The organism is Granulicella sp. WH15, from assembly GCF_009914315.1.
Lineage (GTDB): Bacteria > Acidobacteriota > Terriglobia > Terriglobales > Acidobacteriaceae > Edaphobacter.
On sequence record NZ_CP042596.1, the window covers coordinates 945,473 to 964,160 of the forward strand.

Below are 18,688 nucleotides of genomic sequence, written 5' to 3' on the forward strand. Positions count from 1 at the left end.
TTGTCGTATGATGTGTCAAGAAACTTGCTTCGGAGCGACCTTGAAAACTTGGCAGGACAACGACCCAAAGGCCTCGCTGATGAAGAGGAAGCGTGACCTGATCGTGAGTGCCGCCCGTGAGGCATTCTTGAGCGGTGGATACGCGGATACCTCGATGGACAGTATCGCGAAGGGCGCGGGCGTTTCCATTAAAACGGTCTATCGCCACTTTGAGAACAAGGACGATCTGTTTCTTGCGGTGATGCAGGCCGCTTGTTCCACAGAAGCTCAGGGCGGCCGCCCCGTGCAGCGCAGCTGGCCCGAAAAAGCGCCGCGCGTCGGCTTGAACCTTGCTGCAATCGAATACCTGCGACATGCTTTGTCAACTGAACAGGTAGCGCTTTACCGCGTTGTACTACGCGATGCAGGGAGGTTCCCTGAACTTGGTACGCAGTACTCACAAGAGGTTGTCGATGGTCGCAACACGCTCATGGTGGAATACCTGAAGCGATGGAGCTCGTCGCAGGGTTGGAAGATCAAGGACGCACTTGGCGCCGCGAATACCTTCGTTGGCTTACTGCGCTCGGGCTGGTTCGAATCTGTTTTGCTCGGAATCCAGCCTATTGAGGAGGAGGCACTCTTGCGGCACGCGAAGACCAAAGCAGCTCAGATGCTGATTCTGATCGAGTCCCGAATCCTGTAATTTCGCTCTAACGGACGAGTGCTTTTGCTACTGGGGCGATTGTTTGCCAGTGATCCCCATAAGGGGAGGTTTCTTAACAGCCTTGTTCCTGCTTCTTGCACGTTTCCCCTTTTCCGCCTGCGGCGTTCCGCTTCAAGGCCGTGGACGCGTCTGGCGCTTTTTGCGGGAATCGAGAGAATCGATTCGGTTTTCGCGCTGGGTTTGAAAGATGGGCCACGCTATCTCGGTCCGCCATGCAGTTTCGTCAGGAGTCTCTTGTGGCCCGATCACGTAATACTCGCGTATGGGGCCGTCTACTGCTAGTGCATGTTGTGTGACATAGGTAGCTAATGCGCCATATGCAAGATCAATATTGTTGTGCGACCCAGCGTGTACAACAACCGCAACTTCCGTTGCAGGCACTACGAACGGGATGACTCGCCCAAGCCGTCGCACTGTCCCATCGCAGGGTAGGAAGATCGTCGCTTCTCCATGTGCTTCCGAGAACAAAGCATTTGAAAAAATTCCCCCAGCAGCTCCAGTGATGGGTAGACGTTGGACTGCAAGCGTGGCCTGGAGTTCTCCGAGGGCGCCCTGAAGCCACGAGAGAGCGTCCTTAACATCAAGTACCTCAGTGATTGCGGCTACAGATGCCTCTTTGATACTGCGGTGTTCGAAGCTCGGTGCGGATACTGGTTGATCCAAAAGGTCTCGCAGGGATGCCACTACGCTCTGTGTCCGGGCGAGACTCTGTTCCAGGCGACCAAGATGCGCGGTAATCAGGTCATTGCGGGCGCGTAAGTCCGGGGCGGTGAGGACTGCCCGTATTTCGGGCAATGGCATGTCCAGATCGCGGAATCGGCGGATGATTTGAGCGGTTGGAATTTGAGCTGTCGTATACGTTCGATAGCCCGTCTGCGGGTCCACGTTTGCAGGCTCCAGTAGACCACTTTCGTGGTAGCGGCGGAGCGTCTTGATGCTGAGGTGGGTCGCCTGAGCGAAATTCCCGATTCCAAGAAGTGCTGGCACGAAGCCATTGTCAGGTCTCCCCCTGGGGGAGAGTCAAATGCTCGAATGCGTCTTGACTCTCCCATCGGGCCCGCCTCGATGATTGTCCTACCTCAGGAGGAGGAAGCGAATGGGAATCGAACTGAAAGGCATCATCGCCGAATACAACAGGGCCGTGAACGCGCACGATACGGACGCAATCATGGCAACGTTCGCCAAGGACGCATACGTGAACGACAACAAACGGGAGATTACTGGTAGTGACGCCATCCGGCGTTGGGTCGAGAAGGAAGTGGTTGGCGACAAATTAACCATTGAAGTACGAGAGGCACTCGATCATTACGGCGACACGATCGTTAGGGGTGCCTATGACGGCCAGTACGACAAGACGAATCTTCCCAAAGAGTTGATCCTGACGAGCTACTTCAGTGTCAGAGATAGCAAGATCGTCAGTCTCGTGATCATTCTCAATCAACCCTCTCCGTTCTAGCAGCAAAGTTTGTGATTTCAAACGCCTGAAGCATCACATTGGATTAGTCGTTCCGGCGGACAGGCGCAGTTCTCCCAACCTGTCCGCCAGCAGCCCAGTCAATTCAATAGTGGGAGGTCCGCTCATATGAAGTGTCTGCCAGATGCCGAATGCGCGTTTGCGGTTACCTATCTCCTTCGGTACGGTCAAGGCCAAGAACCAGAAGAATCGCTGCAGTAAGGAATCCCTTTCGCAGCGGTCCTTGCACGCTCGTTCGCTGTAAAGAAAGACCCGTGGTCAACGCCATGATGATCTCGGCAAGATCCCTTGGCTCGGACGGTGGGGTCCGATCAAGCTTGGTGAACAGCTTGGTAATCAGTCCGGCCATGGTGTCCACGTGCGTGCGGTGTAGCTTGGCATAGGTCTTCGCGAACGTTTTATCGCGGCAGGCTTGCAACTGAAACTCAGCCGAAAGTAAACCGAAGTCGAAATCAGAGACACGACCAGTTTCAGAGTTGCGGATCAGTGAAACAAGCTCAGACGCAGGAATATCCTGCTCCAGAAGCCGCGCCAACGCATCGATCTCGCGCCGCTTATGGGCGTTGAGAAGCTCCAGGAAAATAGCTTCCTTGCTGTCGAAATTGGAGTAGAACGCTCCCTTCGAAAAGCCTGCGCTCTCCGCAATCAGATCGACCGACGCGCCCTCATAACCGTCCCTCGCAAACAGTTGTGCCGCTGAATCCAGAAGCTTTGTTCTGGTTTCAAGCCGGCTTTCCTGGCGGGTCAATCTCTGCTTGATCGCTTTAGGCACGATTTCAGAATAACGCACGAAAACTATTTGCAACCGAAATACCATACGGTATGTCTATACTGAATAGAATGCCGTGGCGGGGACACCCCTTGCTGCGAATTCGGTGTGACGAACACGGCAACCGCCGCGAGGAGTTTTATGGCAAAGACAATTTTGATCACAGGTGCATCCAGCGGCATTGGGCGAGCGACGGCGCTTTACTTCGCCGAAAGAGGCTGGAACGTGGCCGCAACCATGCGCAACCCGCTCAAGGCTGATCCCGTACTTCAGCACCCCCAGATCAGCCTCTTCGCTCTGGATGTGACCAATGCGGATTCCATCGCGCAGGCGATAACCGCTACGCTGGACCGCTATCAGAAGATCGATGTGCTACTGAACAACGCAGGGTACGGTTTGTTCGGCCCCATCGAAGCGATTGATGGCGATCAGATTCAACAGCAGTTTGCGACGAATCTCTTTGGACTGATTCGTGTCACGCAGCAGGTTCTTCCGTTCATGCGGAGCGCGGGCGAAGGTTTGATCCTCAACATCTCTTCCATCGTCGGCCGTTTTGCCCTTCCGTACGCCTCGACGTACGTCGCAACAAAGTTCGCAGTAGAAGGTCTTAGCGAATCGATGCGCTACGAGTTGGAGCCGTTTCATATCCGCGTCAAGATGGTCGAACCCGGCAGCATTGCTACCGAATTTGGCAAGGGCAGCAAGCAAATAGCGGTGAGCGACCCGTACCGAGCAAGCATGAATAAGTTTCTGGGTGTCTTTGCAAAAGGAAACTCAACAGGGGCCAGACCGGAAGAGGTGGCGAAGGTGATCTACCGCGCTGCGAATGATTCTAGCAATCGGCTACGTTACCTCGCCAAACCCGGCCCATTTTTCTGGATGAACCGATTCTTACCGGATGCGGCATGGCGACGGTTGCTGGTAAAAGCAATGGTGAAATAGAAAGCAGCTCGACGATGAAGATACTGCTATTGGGCGCCACGGGTCTGGTGGGAAAGAATGTATTGGCGCAGGCTCTTGCTCATCCTGCCATTACGTGTGTGATCGCGCCCACCCGCCAACCATTGGCGCCTCATCCAAAGCTCATCAATCCTGTGTCGGATCGTCTGGAGTCGCTGCTCGATACAACTCAAGGAGTTGACGGCGTCGTCTGTGCGCTGGGAACGACGATCGGCAAGGCTGGCTCCAAAGAGGCATTTTGCGAAGTGGATTACGTGCTGCCCCTAGCATTCTCGCGATCTGCACGTGGATATGGAGTCAAGACTTTTGTCCTCGTCTCGGCGAGCGTCGCCTCTGTCAACTCTGCGATGTTCTATCCACGAATCAAGGGCGAGATCGAGCGAGACATCGAGCAAGTGGGCTTCGAATCACTCACCATCGTTCGACCAAGCCTCATCGGCGGAGAGCGGGACGAACCGCGGTTCAGTGAAGGCGTCGCGTTGCGATTGATGAGCATCTTTGCGCCGATTCTCCCAAAGAAGTTTCACATCAATCCCGCGCCCACAATCGCGGCGGCGATCCTGGATGCTGTCACGGCAGCAGAGCCGGGCCGCCATTTTCGTTATGCCGAAAGCTTAGTCTGACGCGTCGACGATGAAGACGCTATATGGACAGCTTCTCTAATCCTTACTTGAGAGTCTCATTCTTTATGACAAATGTTGGCGCTGCTATGACCCCAGACACTCTCTACAGGCTTGCTCCACCGTTGATCGCGCTACAGTTTGCCGCGTTCGGGTGACGGGTGAATCGAGAGATCAACCTCGGCGACGGCGGGAGGGCGACCTGGATACCAATACCGGACGTGCTCAATATCATGAGCCTGCTCGCGACAGTCATTTGCCTGATCGTGGTGCCGATCGCGACAGGCTCATATTTCTGGCTCTCGCGCATGGTCCTGGGAGCCGGGTATGTATTGATTGCCTCTCATCCGTTCACCATGGCAGCGCATTACCGCCTTTGGAGTAGAGAGGGCAGAAACAAATACGTCACAGCCGGGAAAGACTATCCCTATGCAACGGGCGAGGAGCTTGTTTCATCGTCGCTTTCTGTGATCCTCGCTGCCTTAGCTGCCACTTATATCGGGACGCACTAGACCAGATAGAACTCTGCAACCTTGCCGCTGGCCGATTTCCACACACCTGATCGATCCCGACAAGGCAGCTTGTGAGAAGTGACAGACTCAGATGACGAGAAGGGCGTTTGTCGGGACTAATGATCAAGGCCGGCATCAATCAGCGCTCGTTGATCCTTCACGCGCTCGCCATCTCAACCTCAGTTATTCTTTCCGGGCCGCAGTCCGCGACGATCGAACGCGGCTTGGCAACCCTGAAAGCGCTGAACGCTTGTCGACACCCAGAGCCAGAGCGGAGCGACGTTGTCGAGCATCTCGGAGCCGAAAGCCGTGATGGTGTATTCAACCCGGGGTGGAACCTCGGCAAAGACCTCGCGGGTTATGAGTCCGTCGCGTTCCAGTCCGCGGAGCGTCTTCGTCAGGGACTTCTGGCTGATGCCTTCGACCTGATCCATGATGCGGGAGAAGCGCATGGGCCGGCTATGTTCGGCAATCACGCCCATGGTCCAGAGCGACCACTTGTCGGATATGCGGGAAATCATTTCGCGTGTGAGTGCATCTTCGGCTTCGGTCAGTGTCTCGCAGAAATCCTTGATGCGTTCCCAGGTGAGTCTCGATTCTTTCGTGGATTTCTTCATTAGTTACCTCAAGGTGTGTACAGGAAGAAAAGGTGCCTTATTGCCAAAGGATACTATCGGCGTAATAGTACATCCATGAAGACGAATCGGACTACAGCGATTATTCCCTTAGAGAGCATCGGTCTGTTATCGAGAAGCACCGCCAGACCGATGGTCTCTTAACCTCACGAGGAGAACGCCATGTTCTATCAGGTCCCCACACAGCGCGACCGCCGCTTCATCGTCACCGGATCGAACAGTGGCACCGGCCGAGAGACCGCCCGCCGACTGGCCCTCGCAGGCGCCGAGGTCATCCTGGCGGTCCGGTCGCCCGAGAAGGGCGAGGCGGCGCGGGCTGAGATCCTGCGCGATGCTCCGGGCGCTGCCATCCAAGTGCGCCGCCTCGATCTCGCCGACCTCTCCTCTGTGCGGGCGTTTGCTGCCGGGATCATCGAGGACAAGAAGCCGCTGCATGCGCTCGTGAACAACGCGGGGGTGATGGCGCCTCCGAAGCGCTACGAAACCGTGGATGGGTTCGAGCTCCAGTTCGGCACCAACTTTCTCGGCCCGTTCGCGCTGACCAACCTGCTCCTGCCGCGGTTGCTCGAGCAGCCCCACGCCATCGTCGCGACCATGTTGAGCGGCACCGCAAACTTCGGGAAGCTCGACTTCACGGATCTGAACTGGACGCGCCGCCGCTTCTCACCCGTTCGCGCCTACGCTGCTTCGAAGCTCGCGGACCTGCTGTTCGCCCGGCATCTGGCTGCCGTCGCCGGGGAGCGCCGCTGGGATTTGAAGAGCACCCTCGCGCACCCCGGCTTCACCCGCACCAACCTGCAGACCGCGGGTAAGAACCTCGGCCGCAGCACCGACGCGCAGTTGAAGCCGATCCGTAACTCCGGCATCGGTCCGTCGGGCATCTCCCTTTGGACCGTGCTCCCCTCGCAGGGGGTCGAGGTCGGCTCGGAGCCACTGCTGTACGCTGCGACGGCACCGGAAGCCGAGCAAGGCGCGTACTACGGCCCCCGCTGGTGGGCGATGGTGGGTCGGACACATCGGGCGTCCATCCCGCGGTCGGGGCGGTCAATGGAGCTCGCAGCCCGGCTGTGGAGCGAGGCCGAGCGACTCACCGGCACGAGCCTGCCGTAGTGGCAAAGCGGGCCTGACCAGCATTTAGCGCTCACCGTCACCAACCCACACTCAACTTTGGAGATAGCCCCATGAAGACGAATTGGACTACAGCAAATATTCCCTCGCAGGTTGGGCGCAGGGCTCTGATAACGGGTTCAAACAGCGGCATCGGGTTTGAGACGGCGCTGGCGCTGGCCCGCAGGGGCGCAGAAGTGATTCTGCCCGCGAGGACGCAGGCCAAGGCAGACGATGCAGCCGCGCGCATTCTGAAGCAGGTCCCGGGCGCGCAGCTTTACCCAGAGATACTCGACCTGGCCGTGCAAGCTTCCGTCCACGCTTTCGCGAACCGCATGATGGAACGATTTCCCGGACAATCGCTCGATCTGCTGATCAACAATGCGGGCGTAATGGCGCTGCCGACGCGTGAAATAACTGAGGATGGGTTTGAGCGTCAGTTTGCGACGAACTATCTTGGGCCATTTGCCTTGACCGGGCTGCTGCTGCCGTCGATGAAACAAAGGGCGGGCTCGCGCGTGGTGACGGTAGCGAGTGGTGCAAGTAATCAAGGCAAAATCGAGTTCGATAATCTGCAGGGTGAACGCGTGTATAAGCCGATGATGCAGGCGTATGCGCAATCGAAGCTGGCCGACCTTATTTTCGCGCGGGAGTTGCAACGGCGGCTGAAGGCAGTCGGGTCTCCCATTCTGAGCACAGCCGCACATCCCGGATACGCAGTGACCAATCTTCAGGCGCCTCATTTGGGACGGGCACAACTAATGATGTTGGCAGTGATGAAGCCGTTCCTTGCACAAGATGCTGCGCACGGGGCATTACCAACGCTGTATGCGGCGATTGCCCCGGAAGCAGTCGCCGGCGGGTATTACGGCCCGGACGGCTTCATGGAGGCGAAGGGTAATCCGAGGGCTGCGTCGATTCCGAAAAATGCGCTGGACGAAACGGTTGCGAAGCGGCTTTGGCTAGAATCTGAGCGCCTGACGGGCGTGAAATTCGGCGCACTCTCCGATGTTGTGTAGCATCCTTACCCTAACCAGAGGTCCCATTTGTGAAGCAGAGTTTCGCAGCAATTATCCTTGGTGGCACCGGACAAGTCGGCGGTGCAGCCGTCGCGGAGCTGCTGGCAACTTCGGAATGCCGGGAAGTGGTGATGGTCACCAGAAAGCCCATTGCGCCGCGATCGCGGGTGAGCAACGTCGTTCTTGATACGGGCGCTGCGGACTTTGCCGAGCACACTGCCGCCCTTGCACGCAGAGTATTAAGCGAAGGTCCCGCCAGCGCCGTGAGCTGTGTGGGTGTCGGTTCCGGATCGATGCGCTGGAGCGAAGAAGAATTGCGACGACTTGAGCTCGGCGTCGTGGGTGCCTTTGCGCGTGGCTGCCATGACGCCGGAATCGCCCAGTTTTGCCTGCTTTCTGCGGCAGGAAGCTCAGCTCGCAGCCGGTTCCGCTATGCGCGAGTAATGGGCATGAAGGAAGACACCGTGCGTCATGTCGGCTTTGCCCGCCTCGCCGTATTTCGCCCCGGCATCATTGTCGGCAACGCTCATACTCCGGCCTGGGTCGGTTGGTTGGGAAGCCTCGTTCCTGGGTCGTATGGCAATATTGATCAGCGAATTCTCGGTCGCTCAATCGCTGCAGAGATAACTCTGCACAGCAAAGAGGCTGGTGAAGTTATCCGTGAAAATACAGCAATGAAAAAACTTGCTGCGCAGTTCAAGAGTGTCCCTAGGAATTATTGCGTGAGGTCTGGGCTAAATTAATGGCGGGAGAAAAGGCGGCGCCCGTGTCACTCCGAGCTGCCGGAATTTAGCCAAGGGGTCTGTCTTCTTACATGCCGACTGATCTGGATTAGGAACGAAAAGTCGGCATGTCGTCAGCAATTTCAACTCTGGGTTTCGCGTTATTCCAGCGCGAGGGGATGTTCCGATTCGACCCCGCTGAACGTGCCAACTGGGAACCGGCAGCCGGGGTGACGTTGCAGGTGTTCAATGTGGGCTCGGGCTCCATTACTGGATTCTTTGAGCGCTTGTACCGGGCCATGACAATATTTGCACCGCATGACTTGATCGCGTTCCGTAAGGGCTTCGTAGATCGTGCATGGGAGCCAACGCCCACGCACCTTTACCTCGCACTCCGTCATCACCGGCGGTTTTTTCTTGATAGCCACTGATGTATTTAGATGCCCTCAGCGAGGTGTCCATAGACCCTTTCATGCAGTTGAATCCAGAATCTCTTAGCGAGTGTGGGACACCGTGGGTCAGGTAGCATCGACCTCCGTTCAACCTTCTGTAGCTAACTCACCACTGGTTCATCGCTCATGGAAGAAATATGCGATACGCCAAAAGCTCCCGCAACGGCGATTGCGGACATCCAGAGCGCCCAGCCAACGTACAAACCATGATTGATCAAAATGCCTACCACCAGAGGTGCGAGGATTGCAGCCATCGACATCACCGATTGATTGACGCCCATCACCAGACCCTGACGCTGTGGTGAAACACGTTTAGAAATCCGCGCCATGATCGTCGGCCTGAGTACCGCCGCACCACTTTGGCTCAGGGTAAGGAATACCAGCGTTACGAGGACCGTGTGGCTCAGCGAGAGCGCGCCAAATCCGATTGTCATCAGCAGGAAACCAGCGAAGATCAAGGTGCGCTCCCGGAACCACCGTAAAAGGTGTCCCAGAGCGATCGCCTGAAAGAAAAAACCCAGGAGACCGACGTAAGCGAACATAAAGCCAGCGGTCTGCGGTCCGATCGGCTCTCCCCCCCAGGTGACGCGCCCGGCCAAAAACAAAGCGAACCCGGATATGAATGTGTTGAAGGCAAAATAGAAAAGAGACAAGAGTAAAAAGAGCCCGCTTGTCGCTGGATCGCGAAAACATGCCAGGATCGGTTTGACGGGAAGCAAAGTCTTGGATGGTCCTTTGTGCTCAGCCCTTATTCCCTTAGGCAACAGCACGGTCGTCGCCACGATGCTGAGAGCCGAAAGAACGCAGGCCCCCCAAATCGGCGTCGTCAGGCTGTGCCTGACCAGGAGCCCGCCGAGGCTTGGCCCCACAAGCATGCCTAGACCAAAAGCAGCTCCAACGATACCGAATGCCTTTGTTCTCTGTTCGGGCGGCGTATTGTCCGAGACGTATGCGTGCGCGACCGAAATGTTCCCCGCAGTCAAGCCGTCGATGATCCTTGCCAAGAAGATCAGCCATAGGGTGTTCGATAGCGCGAGCAGTATGTATCCCGCAAGTGTGCCGATCTGGCTAAGCACCAACACAGGTTTCCTGCCAATTCGATCCGAGAGCTGACCCAGCGGCGGTCCAGCGAGCAACTGACAGAGAGCGAAAACCGACAGTAGCAGACCAACGGTGAAGGCAGAAGCCCCAAAATGCTCTGCGTAAAAAGGCAACAGAGGGATCATCAGGCCAAAGCCCATGATGTCTGTGAAGACGATGAGAAAAACCGGCACAAGAACTTTGCCGATGGGAGTGGTGGATTGGGTGTTTGGATTTTGGATCTCGCTTGTCATAGTTCCCCTTCCTAAGCAGATGTTGCGTCCGGGTGTGCCGGGGTAGTGGAACTGTTCCGCGGAGCTTGTTTGCCCTGTTTGTCATGGCAAGTGAAGCTGATCGTCCCAGCCCGCGGTCGTCCGTCCGTATTCAGGTCATGATCCAGAGCCTCGCCCAACCTGTTGCCGCAAACGTCTTCGAGACGTTCAGAGACAACGAGGCGGTGTTCCCCGGCGTTCCAAGGGCGGCTCGGGATAATCTGCGCTGTGGTTCCGCTCGATGCGAGTGACACACTCGTCTGAACGACCTCTCCGGAAGGGGTCAGGACTCCGATCTCGTCCTCGCAAAGGGCGGCATCCATCACCCTGTCGAAGTGCACGACTAAGGGATCGAGGCTCCCCACTGTTGGAGAGATGAGTCGCCAGTCGGTCTCGTCGACCGCGTCCAGAACTGGAGCGCTTACGCGGAAGGTATGGCGCGCTGTCTGTCCGAGCGCCGTTATGACAAGGCTGTATGTCCGCCCGACAACAAGCGCCGGTTCGTGGGTCGGGTCTGCTCCGAGACCGCGTTTGATTCTTCCTGGCTCCATCAACACCGTCAGGCGACGCCCGTCAGGTGACCAGAGTTCCTGCGACAGGACGAGAAAAGGGTCATGGACTACCTGTTCCTTGTCGTCCAGCAAGCAGAGCTGGTCACGATCGAAGTGCGCCTCTCCTGGCCTTGGGAAATGGATGTAGAACCGCAGGGTGTTGGCCGGGAGCACCTTGGCTTCAGGAGAGATGCGGATCGGTATCTCAGTCATAAATTCACTCCCGATGACGCTTGACCGTGAAAGGGACGGTCACACTCTCGCGGGCCGCGTCCGGTGAACCAACCTCGTGGTCGAGCGCTTCACCGACTCTGTTCCCACTAACGTCTTCCAGGCTGTTTCCTACAATGAGTCGATAGTCGCCGGTGCGCCAGCCGTGCTTCGGTCGCCAAGACCAGACACGTCCGCTGGAGGATGTTGTCGTTTGCCCTGCTTGGAGCCGTCCCCGAGCGTCTTCAACTTCCAGTTGATCGCGCAGGAGAGCGTCGTCCATCTCGCGGTCGAAGGTAACCGTAAGGGCGTCACGCGACTCAGCCTTGGGTAAGGCAAGGCGCCAGGTTTGCGGGTTGATCGCTGTGCGAACCGCAGGTGTGACTTGATAGTGAAAGCGCTTGCCGGATACCTCGACTGTAAAACTGTGGCCGACTTGCAGTGGGGCGGCGCTTTCGCCGTCCCCTTCGACGCCCCGCTTGACGCGGCCTGGATCAAATAAAACTGTGAGCCGCCGACCATCGGGGCTCCAGAGATCCTGACCGAAATCCATGAACGCCCCGTCGATTGTTCGACCAGCGTCGTCGAGCAGTCGTAGATCGCGCGTCGAGACAACGCCCCGCGCCGGATGGTCGAAGGTGACATACAGACGGAGGGTGTTGGCCGGGATCGATCTCGCCGCTGGCGAGATCGACACCACTTGCGGAACGGCGCTGGTGAAGGCCAGCGCCATCCCGGCTATGAGGGCCGCGATCATTTTCCGGCGGGCCCGCCGCCCTTGAAATCTTGCTCCGCCCAGACCTCGCCCAGATTGTTAATCGGCAACGGAAACGTCAGCACTGCCTGAAGATTGAGAGAGCCCGTAGGAGCGTCCCGCGTCACGGACACCAGGTAATTGTCGTCAAGTTTGTCCGCAAACAGGGAGGAACCGATAAACATCAGCGACTTGCCTACCGGGCCCAGCGGGTATTCGGGACGCCAATCTCCAACGCCGCCATGAGGCGAATTTTCAGGCAGGTAGGCGAGCGCCTTCTGCAAGCCGGAAATCGGGATCATGCGTGGGCCGTGACCCACATTCGTCACGAACAGGCTCGGCTCTCCGTGGAACGATACCGAAACAAGGCTGAGTGGCTGTCCATTGCCCATGTCGCCGACGGTCCTTCCAGTCACTTTGGCGCCATCCTTCAAGTCCGCGGTCGGAATCAGGACGAGAGGGCTGCAGGTGTAGGCGGCGATGAGCGTGTCCTGGCCATCGATGGTGGCGAACGCCATGGCGCGGATGGGCGCTCGTGTCTCATAGCGCTCATGGGCGACATGGTAGATACGAACGGCGGTCGATGAAGAATGACCGTCAAAGGGATAGGACACCCGCCGAAGCGTCGATGAGAATTCCTCGTTAGAGATGCCCGCGACGAACAACTCTCCATTGTGAAACTTCATGTCAACAATGGTCATGGAACGCATCGGCGTCATCGCCTTAAGGTGATCTCGGGCGGCCGTCGGCAAGGGCAAATCGCCGGCCCGGTCGCGGAAGTGTTCGTCCGACGTTGGGGCGTCGGAGATAACCCAACTGGTGGGCTTGGCGTGCGCCAGATTCACTTGGGTCAGAACGCCGGATGGCGAGACCTTCACCAAGGCTGGGCTTCCAGCGCCGAATGAAACCGACAGATACACGTCGTGGCTGGTGGGATGGACCGCCATACCATTGATGTGGACGCTGGACTTGGGCGTCTTGAGCAGCGTAGCGATCCGGTCATCGACACCTTCGATGTCCAAAGCCGCTGCCTTCGTGGAAGCCGCCCCTTCACTCATCTGATAGGCAAAGACCGCACCGCTGATGTTATCGCCAACAAACAGGACACCATCTGGACTGAACGTAAGCGCCCCAGCGTACTGTAGCTTCGCTGCGGCTCGTGAGGACTCGACGGGAGCAGATACGGGGGCTGCCTGAGCCGCCACGGGCGCAAAAGCCAACGTGGCGATCATGAGGCCGCTTGCTGTGGCGAGGAGATTGAGTTTCTTCATATTTTTCCTTTTCTTGCTGTTTCGGTTCTGGGTTGGGGGGTGTCAGAGAGGTACATCTCTGACACCCTCAGAGGTCAAGCCTGCTGCTGAGGTAGCTGGCTTAGGCGGTTTTGCTGGACGCCTGGGAAATCGGCCTCCACCCAGATCTTGTCCAGCCGCGCGGGCAGAGGGCTGGACATCAGGGTCTCAAGCGTCAGATCGCCGGTATCCGCGTAGCGGGTCAGCGAGACGAAGAAGCGGTCGCTGAACAGGTCTGCCCGCAATGACGATCCGACGAACAGCACCTGTTTGCCGACCGGCCCGGCAGGCATGGTGGGGTGTTGGTCCAGCATCTTGTCCTGGGTCGGCCGGTTCGCAGGCGTGTAGCCTTCGGCGGAGCGGATTCCGGAGAGCGGAACGATCACGGGACCGCGAGCGAGATTGGTGATGAATAACTTGTCCTCGTCTCCATCACGGAAGGCGACCATGCTGATGGGCTGACCGTTGCCCATGTCTCCGATCGTCTTGCCCCTCACCTTCGCGCCGTGCTTCAGCTCTGAGACTGGAATGGTAACGAGCGGGCTGCAGGCGTAGGCTGCGATGATCGTGTCTTCGCCATCGACCGTGCCGAACTGCATCGTCCGGATCGGCGCACGCGTTTCGTATTTGCCGTGTGCGAGGTGGTAGATCTCCACTTGGGTTTCGCTGGCGGCTCCCGTGAATGGATACGAGATACGCCGCAGCGTGGAGGAGAATTCCTGGTTCGAGACACCAGCGACGAAGACCTCACCGTCATGAAACTTCAGGTCCACGATCGTCATGGAACGGAGCGGCGTACGCGCCTTCTCGTTGAAGACCTCCGCAGGCGGGTATGGGAAAAAACCGGCCCGCGACTGAAAGGTCTTACCTTCGTCGGGAACGTCGGACAGTTGGTGAACTGTCACCTTCGACGATGAGAGGTCAAATGGGTGGACCTCGCCGGCAAGCGAGACGCTCACGACTGCGGGCTCCAGGCGATCGCCATTGCGAACGCCGACTGACAGGTAAGGTTCGCGCGTCACAGGGTGGACGGCCATCCCGTTTATGACGAGGCTTTTCGCCGTTACGCCCAGCGCTTTGGCGATCTTCTCGTCGATCGACTCGAAGAGGAAGGGATCGAGCGAGGCAGGAGCCTGGCCGCGTTCCGTCTCGAAGGCAAACACTGCTCCGAGTTTGTTGTCGCCTACGAAGAGAACCCCGTCCGGACTGAAGGCCAGAGGGCCGGCCGATTGCAGGGTAACTTGGTTAATTGTGTTCATGATATTCTCCTTCGATTCGTCCGCTCTCGGCGGCTGTGAGATTGAAATAAAAGCGATCACGACTGACGGGGCAGGCCGCGAACGATAGCGCTTTTTTAGAGGGCAGCGTGGCTACCATCGCAGAAGACGCCACTCTTGCTGCTCTTGCAGCCGCAAAGGTAAACAGTCTTTGTTTCTGCGGCCTCAAACTTGATCGGAGAAAGACCTGTGCCGGCGTGGCTGCCATCACAGAAGGGCTGACACTTGCTCAGTCCACAGGAACACCAGTAGTAGCTCTTGCCGGCTTCAACTGGAACCGGATATGGACCCTTTTGCGCGATTGTTGGTACTGACATTTAAATCTCCTTGGTCTACGGTTTTGCAGCAAAGTGTCCCTTACGAACGAGACTTAGAGGCTGGCCATACCGCCGTCTACGAACAACTCGATTCCCGTTACGTAGGAAGACTCGTTCGAAAGAAGGAACAGTGCAGCCTTCGCAATTTCGTCTACGTGTCCCATCCGCTTCAGCGGATTGCGCTGTGCCATGTCAGCGGCAACACCCTGGATCACTTCTGCCGGCAAACCGAGCTTCCCGATGATCGGGGTCTCGATGGGCCCGGGGCTGATTGTGTTGACGCGGATCTTGGGAGCCAACTCTGACGCAAGGCTGCGCCCGAAGGACCGGAGCGCGGCTTTGGTGGCGGAGTAGACGCTTACCATGGGTTCCGCGATGCTCGTCACCATTGACGCCGTGAACAGAATGGCGCCCCCGTCAGCGATGAGCGGAGCTGCGTGCTTGGCGGTGAAGTACGCTCCACGCACATTCACGTTGAACAGCTCATCGAACATCTCGGGGGATGACTGGTCAAGAGGAGCAAACTTCGCAATACCGGCGTTGACGAAGAGAGCATCGATTTTGTTGTACCGCTCTGCGACGGTCTTAAAGAGTTGCTCAACTGCCTTGAGGTCACTGGTATCTGCCGCGATCACATCTGCGCCAGACCCTAGTGCCTTTTTAGCCTGCTCAAGTGTCTCCGGGTTACGACCCGTGACGATGACCTTCGCGCCCTCTTTGATGAAGAGCTGTGCTGCTGCGAGACCGATGCCGGTGGTACCACCGGTAATGAGTGCAATCTTGTTATCTAGCTTTCCCATTGTGTTCGTCCTTTCTGGAACGAGCGTTCAAGTTCGGGGCAAATGAATCAACGGAGGGCGGCCAGAGTGACTGACACCACGTTATCGATCATTGTTTTGGTGGGTCGCGTCTTCGCCATCAGGCGAAGACCGAAAATCGCATTGACCAGGAACTGAGCCAACGCAGAAACAGAAGAGGAACTCTTGATCTGGCGAGCCTCCCTCGCCTGCACCAGGCAGCGCGTGAAGAGGCCTTCTATGCCGTCGCGCCCGATCCGCACCCTCTCTGCGACGGCCGCGTCCGAGGTGCCCAGCTCTGCAGCGCAGTTCACAACAAAGCATCCGCGAGCATCGCAGACCGCCTGGGAGGCACAGCTTTCAAAGATCGCCCGGATGAGCGGCAGGCCGCCCTTGGGATGACTCTGTATGAGGTCGCTCGCATGGTGGTGTTCCAACGCCTGGTACCGCATCAGGCTCTGCAGAAATATCTCATGTTTCGATCCAAAGGTGTCGTAGAGGCTCTGGCGCTGGACGCCCGTAGAATCGACCAGTTCTTGAATCGATGTCGCTTCGTAGCCTCGCTCCCAGAACAGGTGCATGGCAGCATCCAGAGCCTGTTCCTGATCGAACTCCTTTGTACGAGCCATGGCACCGTTATACTGTTTCTAGAACGGTTGGTCAAGTATGAAGAAAGGAACGAGAAACACTGTTCCGGCACAACTCTCTTAGTGGGCTAAACTCCAAGGAGCCGACGCGACCTCAAGGACGCTATCGTGAACTCAAGCAACTCAAGGACACTATCGTGAACTCAAGCAAAGAGAGGAGCATCCCTCGCGGGAGCTCCTCTCTCTTCTTTCCGCAGACTCGAAGGAATGCGGTTTGGAATAGAGCGCTAGTATCCGAAGACGCTGACGTACCTCCACTTTGCAGGCCCCTGCGAGGACTGGAGACCGAGTGTTCCAGAGGCGAAGGTGCAAGCCGGATCAAGCAAAGTAATTTCATTCTCCAGGCTAACGCCGATGTCATTGGAGCGTCACCACTAAAGTAGCTAAGGTTCTCACTTCGTCGAGGAGATGCACGATGCCCACGCAGGCCCTGCAAACCACGGTTGAACTCGATCAGGCGCGCGATCGTTATCGCTCTCGCGTGATTCCGCCCGAACGATTGAAGATCATGGACGAAGCCACAAGCGCATTAGTCCGCAGCGGCCTGCGATCAACCGCAGTCAAAGAGGGGGACCGCGTAGACGACTTCATTCTGATGGACGCTCATGGAAGACCGGTGCAGTTGCAGCAGTTGCTTGAAACAGGTCCAGTTGTGGTCACTTTCTACCGTGGCGGGTGGTGTCCCTACTGCAACATCGAGCTGCGCGGCCTGCAGCGTGCCCTGCCTGAGATCAAGGAACTCGGGGCGTCGTTGATCGCAATCTCGCCACAGTTACCGGACAACTCGCTTTCGACTGAAGAGAAAAATTCGCTTACCTTTCCTGTGCTCAGTGATGTCGGAAACGTCATCGCGCGACGATTTGGTATTGCATTCCGACTGCCCGACGAATTGTTGAAGACGTACGAAGATTTCAATCACGGACTCGAAAAAAAGAACGGGAAGGAAGGTGCCCTGGAACTGCCTATGCCAGCCACCTTCGTGTTGGACAAGGGTGGCACCACAATCTTGTCGTTCGTCGACGAGGACTACACCAAGCGGCTCGATCCGGAAGTTATTCTCGCAACGCTGCGCAAACTCGGCAGTGTCTCGGTGGCAGAGGTATAAGCGGTGTCGCGAGAAAATCCATCTTCACGGACGCTCGATCAATCGGGTATGGATGCTTCACATCAAGCATATCGACATTAGACTTGCACCGGCGTAATGGTGCAGGAGCAGCGAAAGCTCCGGGCGAGCCCACAGGCTTGATTTCGTCCTCTTCGTGCATCGTTTTTTCGAAGACTTTGTGTAACCCACGAACTCGATCTCAGCACCGCTCGAAAGCGAGACATGCTGCCGGGATGTCACACAACGTGACAGTGGCGTCCTGCTTTCAGAAATTATGACCGAAGCTGCTCAGTCAGATGCTGAGCGAGTTTGTACAGATAAGGTCGACGGCTGCACTGGAGGTCTTCAGCAAGGACTCTAGAGATTCTCCAGCTCGGGAGCGGATCGCCAAAGAATGCAGCACTGCGGAAGCGAGGTCCGCGAGCGCGCTAACGTTCGTTCCAGGCGCGAGTTCGCCCTGCTTGCGGGCTTGTCGCAGGCGTGTAGATAGCGCTGTACGAAAACCGTTCAGGGCTTCGGCTAACTTCGTGCGAACCTCGTCATCATCACCCGCTTCAGTCACTGCCGTACCAATCAGAAAGCATCCGCGGGCAACGCCGGTGGGGCTGAAGTAGACCTTAAGGACTGTAGCGTAGAAGTCCTTTAGGGCCTCGCGAAGCGATCGACCTGGACCGAGGGCTTCTGCTACGGCACTCCCAGTGTTGGCAATGTAGAGATCGAGAAGTGAGAGATAGAGCTGTCGCTTGTCTCCGAAGGCATGGTAGAGGCTCGGGCGATTCATCTGGGTTGCCTCGCTCAGGTCGTCCATGGAGGTGCCAGCGAAGCCAGCGCGCCAGAAGGCATCCATAGCTTGATTGAGCGCCGTCTCCGTTTCGTACTTACGCGGTCGGCCGCGGAGCTTCGTTGCAGTTTTTTGTACCATATTGAACAAATATCCTCCAGGATCGCTTTTTATACTGTAATGTATAAAAACAACGCACGGCAATAATCACCTGCGTCACCCCACTTTTTTGAAGGAGAACTATGTTCAAACTGAATGAACGAATCCACGGCACCCTCGACTACTTGACGGTAGTTTTTCTGATCGGCACCGGTCTCTTCGGCTTCTTCTCGCCTTACTTCTCACACCTGTTGATTGCTTTGGCTGTAATCCATCTGCTGCTTACCGCCTGCACCAACTTCTCTGTGGGACTGGTGAAGTTGGTTCCACTGCAGATTCACGGGTACGTCGAGCTTGCAGTTTCAATCGGGCTCATTCCTGCGCCATTCTTGTTGCACTACGCCACTGAAGCTCCCGCGAAGGTGTTCACCTGGGCGTTCGCTGCGGTGCTTTTTGTTTTATTCATGTTGACCAACTACCATTCGACGACGGTTACGTCCCCAACCATATGAAGAGTCCGTATCGATCCGTCTGGC

The 18,688-nt window shown here is 57.1% G+C and carries 21 protein-coding genes; 10 read left to right on the forward strand and 11 right to left on the reverse strand.

What is annotated here, in order from left to right; all coding sequences use genetic code 11:
• Nucleotides 1-40: 40 nt before the first annotated feature.
• Nucleotides 41-682, forward strand: a complete 642-nt coding sequence (locus FTO74_RS04050; protein ID WP_162536990.1) for a TetR/AcrR family transcriptional regulator — start codon at nucleotides 41-43, stop codon at nucleotides 680-682.
• Nucleotides 683-814: 132 nt separating this feature from the next.
• Here FTO74_RS04050 and FTO74_RS04055 read toward each other — a convergent pair whose 3' ends face one another.
• Nucleotides 815-1,690: a MerR family transcriptional regulator gene (locus FTO74_RS04055; protein WP_162536991.1), complete on the reverse strand. Its 876-nt coding sequence runs from the start codon at nucleotides 1,688-1,690 to the stop codon at nucleotides 815-817.
• A gap of 109 nt (nucleotides 1,691-1,799) precedes the next feature.
• On the opposite strand from FTO74_RS04055, the gene FTO74_RS04060 reads away from it, so the two are divergent.
• The gene (locus tag FTO74_RS04060) at nucleotides 1,800-2,159 is read left to right on the forward strand and encodes a nuclear transport factor 2 family protein (RefSeq protein WP_162536992.1); all 360 of its coding nucleotides are present in this window, start codon (nucleotides 1,800-1,802) and stop codon (nucleotides 2,157-2,159) included.
• Nucleotides 2,160-2,322: 163 nt separating this feature from the next.
• Here FTO74_RS04060 and FTO74_RS04065 read toward each other — a convergent pair whose 3' ends face one another.
• Nucleotides 2,323-2,949 (reverse strand): helix-turn-helix domain-containing protein, encoded by a 627-nt coding sequence (locus tag FTO74_RS04065; RefSeq protein ID WP_255462490.1) that lies wholly within the window; start codon nucleotides 2,947-2,949, stop codon nucleotides 2,323-2,325.
• 138 nt (nucleotides 2,950-3,087) lie between these two features.
• On the opposite strand from FTO74_RS04065, the gene FTO74_RS04070 reads away from it, so the two are divergent.
• The 3 genes from FTO74_RS04070 to FTO74_RS04080 all read left to right on the forward strand — a co-directional run bounded on the left by FTO74_RS04070 (nucleotide 3,088) and on the right by FTO74_RS04080 (nucleotide 5,038).
• Nucleotides 3,088-3,888, forward strand: a complete 801-nt coding sequence (locus FTO74_RS04070) for an SDR family oxidoreductase (protein ID WP_162536993.1) — start codon at nucleotides 3,088-3,090, stop codon at nucleotides 3,886-3,888.
• Nucleotides 3,852-4,529, forward strand: a complete 678-nt coding sequence (locus tag FTO74_RS04075; RefSeq protein WP_255462491.1) for an NAD-dependent epimerase/dehydratase family protein — start codon at nucleotides 3,852-3,854, stop codon at nucleotides 4,527-4,529. The genes FTO74_RS04070 and FTO74_RS04075 overlap by 37 nt, the downstream gene beginning before the upstream one ends.
• A gap of 158 nt (nucleotides 4,530-4,687) precedes the next feature.
• Entirely contained in the window at nucleotides 4,688-5,038 is a 351-nt protein-coding gene (locus FTO74_RS04080; RefSeq protein WP_255462492.1) for a hypothetical protein, read from the forward strand.
• A 179-nt stretch (nucleotides 5,039-5,217) separates the two neighbouring features.
• On the opposite strand, the gene FTO74_RS04085 is transcribed toward FTO74_RS04080, so the two are convergent.
• Nucleotides 5,218-5,655, reverse strand: a complete 438-nt coding sequence (locus FTO74_RS04085; protein ID WP_162536994.1) for a helix-turn-helix domain-containing protein — start codon at nucleotides 5,653-5,655, stop codon at nucleotides 5,218-5,220.
• A gap of 180 nt (nucleotides 5,656-5,835) precedes the next feature.
• On the opposite strand from FTO74_RS04085, the gene FTO74_RS04090 reads away from it, so the two are divergent.
• The 3 genes from FTO74_RS04090 (at nucleotide 5,836) to FTO74_RS04100 (ending at nucleotide 8,542) form a co-directional block, all read left to right on the forward strand.
• Entirely contained in the window at nucleotides 5,836-6,783 is a 948-nt protein-coding gene (locus tag FTO74_RS04090; RefSeq protein WP_162536995.1) for an SDR family oxidoreductase, read from the forward strand.
• A gap of 71 nt (nucleotides 6,784-6,854) precedes the next feature.
• Entirely contained in the window at nucleotides 6,855-7,799 is a 945-nt protein-coding gene (locus FTO74_RS04095; protein ID WP_162536996.1) for an oxidoreductase, read from the forward strand.
• A gap of 29 nt (nucleotides 7,800-7,828) precedes the next feature.
• Nucleotides 7,829-8,542, forward strand: a complete 714-nt coding sequence (locus tag FTO74_RS04100) for a hypothetical protein (RefSeq protein ID WP_162536997.1) — start codon at nucleotides 7,829-7,831, stop codon at nucleotides 8,540-8,542.
• Between the two features lie 532 nt (nucleotides 8,543-9,074).
• Here the strand turns inward: FTO74_RS04100 and FTO74_RS04105 are convergent.
• From FTO74_RS04105 to FTO74_RS04140, 7 genes are all read right to left on the reverse strand, one after another.
• Nucleotides 9,075-10,307: an MFS transporter gene (locus tag FTO74_RS04105; RefSeq protein ID WP_162536998.1), complete on the reverse strand. Its 1,233-nt coding sequence runs from the start codon at nucleotides 10,305-10,307 to the stop codon at nucleotides 9,075-9,077.
• Nucleotides 10,308-10,318: 11 nt separating this feature from the next.
• Nucleotides 10,319-11,089: an Ig-like domain-containing protein gene (locus tag FTO74_RS04110; RefSeq protein WP_162536999.1), complete on the reverse strand. Its 771-nt coding sequence runs from the start codon at nucleotides 11,087-11,089 to the stop codon at nucleotides 10,319-10,321.
• A 4-nt stretch (nucleotides 11,090-11,093) separates the two neighbouring features.
• Nucleotides 11,094-11,843 carry a hypothetical protein gene (locus tag FTO74_RS04115; protein ID WP_162537000.1) on the reverse strand — a complete coding sequence of 250 codons (750 nt, stop codon included), beginning with the start codon at nucleotides 11,841-11,843 and terminating at the stop codon, nucleotides 11,094-11,096.
• Nucleotides 11,840-13,111, reverse strand: a complete 1,272-nt coding sequence (locus tag FTO74_RS04120; protein WP_162537001.1) for a hypothetical protein — start codon at nucleotides 13,109-13,111, stop codon at nucleotides 11,840-11,842. Before FTO74_RS04120 ends, FTO74_RS04115 begins: the two co-directional genes overlap by 4 nt.
• Nucleotides 13,112-13,185: 74 nt before the next feature.
• Entirely contained in the window at nucleotides 13,186-14,388 is a 1,203-nt protein-coding gene (locus tag FTO74_RS04125; protein ID WP_162537002.1) for a hypothetical protein, read from the reverse strand.
• Between the two features lie 388 nt (nucleotides 14,389-14,776).
• On the reverse strand, nucleotides 14,777-15,523 hold the full coding sequence (locus FTO74_RS04135; protein ID WP_162537004.1) for an SDR family oxidoreductase: 747 nt from the start codon (nucleotides 15,521-15,523) through the stop codon (nucleotides 14,777-14,779).
• Between the two features lie 47 nt (nucleotides 15,524-15,570).
• Nucleotides 15,571-16,149: a TetR/AcrR family transcriptional regulator gene (locus tag FTO74_RS04140; RefSeq protein WP_162537005.1), complete on the reverse strand. Its 579-nt coding sequence runs from the start codon at nucleotides 16,147-16,149 to the stop codon at nucleotides 15,571-15,573.
• A gap of 433 nt (nucleotides 16,150-16,582) precedes the next feature.
• Between FTO74_RS04140 and FTO74_RS04145 the strand changes: the two genes are divergently transcribed.
• Nucleotides 16,583-17,272, forward strand: a complete 690-nt coding sequence (locus tag FTO74_RS04145; protein ID WP_162537006.1) for a peroxiredoxin-like family protein — start codon at nucleotides 16,583-16,585, stop codon at nucleotides 17,270-17,272.
• Nucleotides 17,273-17,564: 292 nt separating this feature from the next.
• Here the strand turns inward: FTO74_RS04145 and FTO74_RS04150 are convergent, their stop codons facing one another.
• Complete coding sequence (locus FTO74_RS04150) at nucleotides 17,565-18,194, reverse strand: TetR/AcrR family transcriptional regulator (protein ID WP_162539690.1); 630 nt, start codon at nucleotides 18,192-18,194, stop codon at nucleotides 17,565-17,567.
• Nucleotides 18,195-18,295: 101 nt separating this feature from the next.
• On the opposite strand from FTO74_RS04150, the gene FTO74_RS04155 reads away from it, so the two are divergent.
• Entirely contained in the window at nucleotides 18,296-18,664 is a 369-nt protein-coding gene (locus FTO74_RS04155) for a hypothetical protein (RefSeq protein ID WP_162537007.1), read from the forward strand.
• The last annotated feature ends 24 nt before the right edge of the window (nucleotides 18,665-18,688 follow it).